The following is a 4,665-nucleotide window of genomic DNA, read 5'->3' as shown; positions in this document are numbered from 1 at the left end:
TGCCCGGGAAACCTGCCGTCAGGGGAAACCCCGCGATCGAGAGCACGCCCGCCAGCGTAAGGATAGCGGGAAGGGGCATAACGAACCCCATCCCTCTCAGGTTGCGCAACTCATCCGTGCCCGTCCGGGCTGTGAGGAGCGTTGCGCCCAGCCCCCAGGCGCCAAGGCCAACGACCCGGGCGGCAGACATCCCCATCGCCAGCTGATAGCCAACCGCGCTCGCGCTTCCAAGTGCGATCATTCCAATCCCCATATCGATCAGCAAGACGTAGACGAACGTCCGAGCCAGGCGGTCTTGCGCCAGCGCCCACACACTCCCCAGGGCGATCATCACGATTCCAGCCGCAGTCATCGCCAGTCGAACACCAGGATCGTCCCGAACCCAGGCGTACGAGTCAAGCACACGCAGCACGAGGAATAGGCCTGCGGCCTGCATCAGGCCCGCGACCGAAGCCAGTGCGTAAGGATGGGCACGGTCCGCCCCCGGCGGCAGCCAAAGGTGGAAAGGGGGGACAAACAGCAGAACGGCCAGTCCCAACGCCAGGACCGGGATCACGCTCCCGGCTCGTTCCGGCGATCCGGACGTCACACCCAGGCGCCCGATCAGCCAGGCCGCCATCAGGCTCATCATCATCCCAAGCGTGGTGAAGGCCAGCAGCCGCAGGGCGGCGCGCTCCGCATGGCGATCCGGCGGTGCCAGCACCAGAACAAAAGCCGCGGCCGCTAGTTGGACCAAGACCGCCGAGTACAGGAACGGACGTACCATGAGCGCCGCGGCCAGCAGCCCTACAGCCAGGACCCCCATGGGGAAGAAGTATCGTCCGGGATCGGCCACCATGCCCCCCAAGAACAGGTAACCGCCGACCACGAACACAAATCCAACTCCGGATCGAATCCCGGGTTCAAGCTCGAGCGCCCTTCCTAGGATCTCCAGACTGGCATCGAACTTGATCGCCAGGCCGCCTGCCTCCAACGGGACGTCCAGGGGCACGAGCAGACTGATGGCTCCCAAGGTCAGGCAGCCCAACCCAGCGATCAAGGCTGCCGGCACTCGCCCCAGGCGTGAACCGCCTAGGATCAACGCCAGCCCGGCGGTTCCGATGGCGAGGACCAGGGGCGCGTTCATGCCGCCCTCCCTCCAGGAGGAGTCGGGCGCACGACCAACAGCAGGTAGCTTGCGACCAGGGCAATCACCACATGCACGGATCCAAGCAGGGCAACGATCGCCAGTGACGGCTCAAGGACGATGTACAGTGTCTCAAACCCCGCCAGCGAAGTCAGCAGCCCCACACACACCCGAAGGGATCGCTCCGAGAGGCCGAGCTGCAATGCGCCAAGCCCAATCAGCGCCAGCCCGGTTAGGAACACAGGCTGGCCGCCGGCAGTTCCGGGTATGCTGATCCGCCGCGCCAGGCCGAGGACGGCGACGAGCACGAATGCCGAAAGAACGAGACGGAAAGTTCTACCTTGGGGAAGCGCCCCCTCGCCCCCCGGGTCCCACGGCCAGGCACTTGCAGAGGTGGAGAGGAGCAGGATCCCGCTCACTGCTGCACCGCTGGCCACCATTGCCAGGCTGACGGCGAGGGGCAGTTTCCCGATGAGAAGCGCCGCACACCCGACAAAGGCCATCCCCAGCGAGGCCAAGACCAGGCGACGACCGGTGGCGGTAAGCAGCACCACGCCCGCCGCGCAAGTCGCGCCCGCTAGTGCGTACCCGACCCAGCCGGGGAGGTCGATCATCCGGAATTCCCTGCGAGCAACGCCGCCACGAATGCCACCAGAGCCATCACCCAAAGAAATGCACCTTCGCCTTCGAGGGTAGTTCCCACCCCCCGGGCCATGGCCAGCAGCCCGCCGTACAAGCTCCACAGAGCTCTCACCAGCGGCGAGGCATCCAACCAGCCAACGAAACGCCGCGCCCGTAGGAGCCCAGCCTCTGGCCGCATGCGCCGAACCAGGATCGCAAGCGAGGCGGAGACGAGCGAGGCCCCGAGCCCCAACAGTGCCGGGACCGAGATCTCCAGTCCCTGACGCAGTCCAAAGCCAACCGCCGCGACCGGGCATAGGGCGAGCCCGACGCCATACAAGAGTCGGCTATACCCCTCGGCACGCCGCCAGGGGGTTTCCTGGATCGCAGTCATCTGTCCCAGGCCAGCAGCCAGGAGCCCCAGCCCTAGCCCGATGGCGATGCCAAGCAGCCAGTTAGCTTCGCCTTCCCCCAGGGGCCTCAGCACCGCTCCCGCCGGAGTCAGGGGGAAACCGAGAGACGCAATCGCTAGCGCCGCTGGCCAGATGCGGTGGAAGGGTGTGTGCACCTCGGCCACGGAAGCCAGCCCCCCGGCCAGTAGCAGCAGAACTGCGACCGCACTCATGGCCGCGTTGAGGCCCTGCGACACCCCGCCACTCGCCAGCAGGCCTAGTCCAGCCGCGCAAGCCACGAGAGCCGCACGCGCATCCAGTGCCCTCACCGCGAAAGCCCAGGCCAATCCTGCCGAGCCGGCAGCAACGGCTCCGAGCGCAATCAACCAGCCCTGATACGCGGCGACGAACCCCGCCGGCCATTGCAGCCCAAGTTGGACCAGGAGGATTGCCGGCGGCATCAGCCGCATCAGCGCACCAATGCTGCGGCGCGAGGCGGAGTCCGGCGGTAGGCCCAACGGCAGCGGCACGAGCCCGATGCGCAACCCAACCCCAAGCGCAAGCATCAGAGCGAGGGCTGCGGTTTCGCCCCCGGCGAAATGGCCTTCGCCCCTCTCGAGGGTGCCAATCAATCCCGCGGTCAGCAAGAGCAGCACGCCGACCGACTCAACCCCCAGTTTCACGATGGCCTGCTGGCCACCGGGCCCCTCCCCTGTTCGCTGCAGAACAAAGACAAAGCAAGTGATATCCAGCACGATGAGCAGAAGCGAGAGCGTCAACAAGTTGCCCGCCATCATCGCCAGCAGGCTCAAGCTGCTGTAGACCAGAAACAGAGCCCATTCGCTGGGCCGCTCCTCCCCGTCCCGCGCCGGTGCGGTCAGGACGAGCACTATGAGCAGCGTCGCAGCTGCGTACAGCACCTCCCACTGGGCACTGCCCAGTTGGAGTACCAGTTCGGCTGAGAACAGCCGCTCCGGACGCCACACCGAGACATCCAGAGCACCTGCACGCCCGCCGCTCCCCAGCAGGAGCGCCAGCCAACCCAGGAAGACGCTCCCCAGCACCATCAGCCACAGAGAGAAGCTGGAAGCGCGCCGGAATGCGCCGACCAGGGCGGCACCTGCTAGCAGGAGAAGCACGGGAAGCAGTAGGATCACCGGACAACCTCAGACCGAGTTTATCCAGCCGTCAAGGGAGGCAGGGCTAGCATATCATGGCGCCGGTCCGCAGATCGCGGCTGCCCCGGACCCTACTCTGCCCATCACCACCGCCAAGCCCCGCATCCTATCTGCCTGTCACCGCCCGCTAAGCCGCGCCTCCGTCCCGCAACGCGCCCGGGTGGATCGCGTGAACTCCTTTGCATCTTGGGCCCCGAAGGAACACTCGCTCGGCCGGTCTGCACGACATGCTATAATCCCGCCCGTGCGGGATCCCAAGTACTCGCACTGCGTAGTCCATCCTGGTTGCGACGCGATTCTATTCGCGGACCTTCTCAGCCATTAGCCCACGCCGCTCGTCGCGCATCGCTGGCTGGAGCTCAACGTGGCCATTATCCAATCCGTCAAAGGAACTCGCGATTTCTACCCTGAAGATATGGCCTTCCGGACGTGGCTGTACGCCACGATCCGCCATGTCTCAGAATCCTTCGGCTACCACGAGTACGAAGCACCGTTCCTTGAGCGACTCGAGCTCTACGCCGCCAAGTCCGGCGAAGAGCTCGTCAAAGAACAGTCCTTTGTCTTCCCCGACCGCGGTGGGGACTACATTGCCCTTCGCCCCGAGCTGACCCCGAGCCTGGCACGCATGGTCGCGGCTCGGGCCAAATCCCTGGCGCCTCCTCTCCGCTGGTGGTCGTTCGGTCCTTTCTGGCGCTACGAGCGCCCCCAGAAAGGCCGCACCCGGGAATTCTTCCAGTGGAACATCGACTTGCTCGGCCCGCAGTCGCCCCAGGCCGACGCCGAGCTGGCTGCCATCGGCGCCGCCTTCTTCCGAGAAGTCGGTCTGGGGCCTGAGTCCATCCGCATCCTGGTCAACGATCGCCGCCTGGCCGAAACCGGACTGGATGCTATCGGCGTACCCAGCGCCCGACGGCCGGGTGTGTTTCGGCTGATCGACCGTCGCGATAGGCTGGCATTGCCGGCTTGGGAGGCCCAAGCCCGCGAGATCGGGCTCGACGCCCGCCAGTTCGCCGGCCTTCAGCGCCTGATGACCGACACTCAGGCCTGGAAGAACTCGCCTGAACTGACGGCCTTTTTCGAAGCCATCGAGGCACTGGGAGCCGCCGACTACCTGGCTTATGACCCTGCCATCATCCGTGGCTTGGACTACTACACCGGGACAGTCTTCGAAGCCCGCGACACGGCTGGCGAACACCGAGCGGTCCTCGGCGGCGGGCGCTACGACAACCTGGTGGCCGAGGTCGGCGGCGAGCCGCTGGGCGGTGTCGGTTTCGCCATGGGCGATGTGGTCCTCGGCCTGGTGCTGGCCGGGGTTCGGGTGCTTCCCGAACTGCGGATCAGCCCATCG

General features: G+C 66.0%; 4 protein-coding genes. 1 reads left to right on the top strand and 3 read right to left on the bottom strand.

Annotated elements, in window-relative coordinates; genetic code table 11:
• The 3 genes from MUO23_04085 to MUO23_04075 all read right to left on the bottom strand — a co-directional run.
• A partial coding sequence (locus MUO23_04085) for a hypothetical protein (protein MCJ7512130.1) occupies window positions 1-1,126 on the bottom strand: 1,126 nt, incomplete at its 3' end.
• Window positions 1,123-1,740, bottom strand: coding sequence for a hypothetical protein (locus MUO23_04080; protein ID MCJ7512129.1), 618 nt, complete (start codon window positions 1,738-1,740; stop codon window positions 1,123-1,125). The genes MUO23_04085 and MUO23_04080, both read right to left, overlap by 4 nt.
• Complete coding sequence (locus MUO23_04075; protein ID MCJ7512128.1) at window positions 1,737-3,296, bottom strand: hypothetical protein; 1,560 nt, start codon at window positions 3,294-3,296, stop codon at window positions 1,737-1,739. Before MUO23_04075 ends, MUO23_04080 begins: the two co-directional genes overlap by 4 nt.
• Window positions 3,297-3,681: 385 nt before the next feature.
• On the opposite strand from MUO23_04075, the gene MUO23_04070 reads away from it, so the two are divergent.
• A partial coding sequence (locus tag MUO23_04070; GenBank protein ID MCJ7512127.1) for an ATP phosphoribosyltransferase regulatory subunit occupies window positions 3,682-4,665 on the top strand: 984 nt, incomplete at its 3' end.

It is taken from the genome of Anaerolineales bacterium (genome assembly GCA_022866145.1).
In the GTDB taxonomy this organism is placed as follows: domain Bacteria; phylum Chloroflexota; class Anaerolineae; order Anaerolineales; family E44-bin32; genus PFL42.
The sequence above is the reverse complement of the archived record's forward strand: the minus strand, read 5'-3'. Positions and strand labels throughout refer to the sequence as shown.

Coding starts and splice junctions, on each gene's coding strand:
- MUO23_04080 (MCJ7512129.1), bottom strand. CDS start 1,740: ATGATCGACCTCCCCGGCTGGGTCGGGTACGCACTAGCGGGCGCGACT.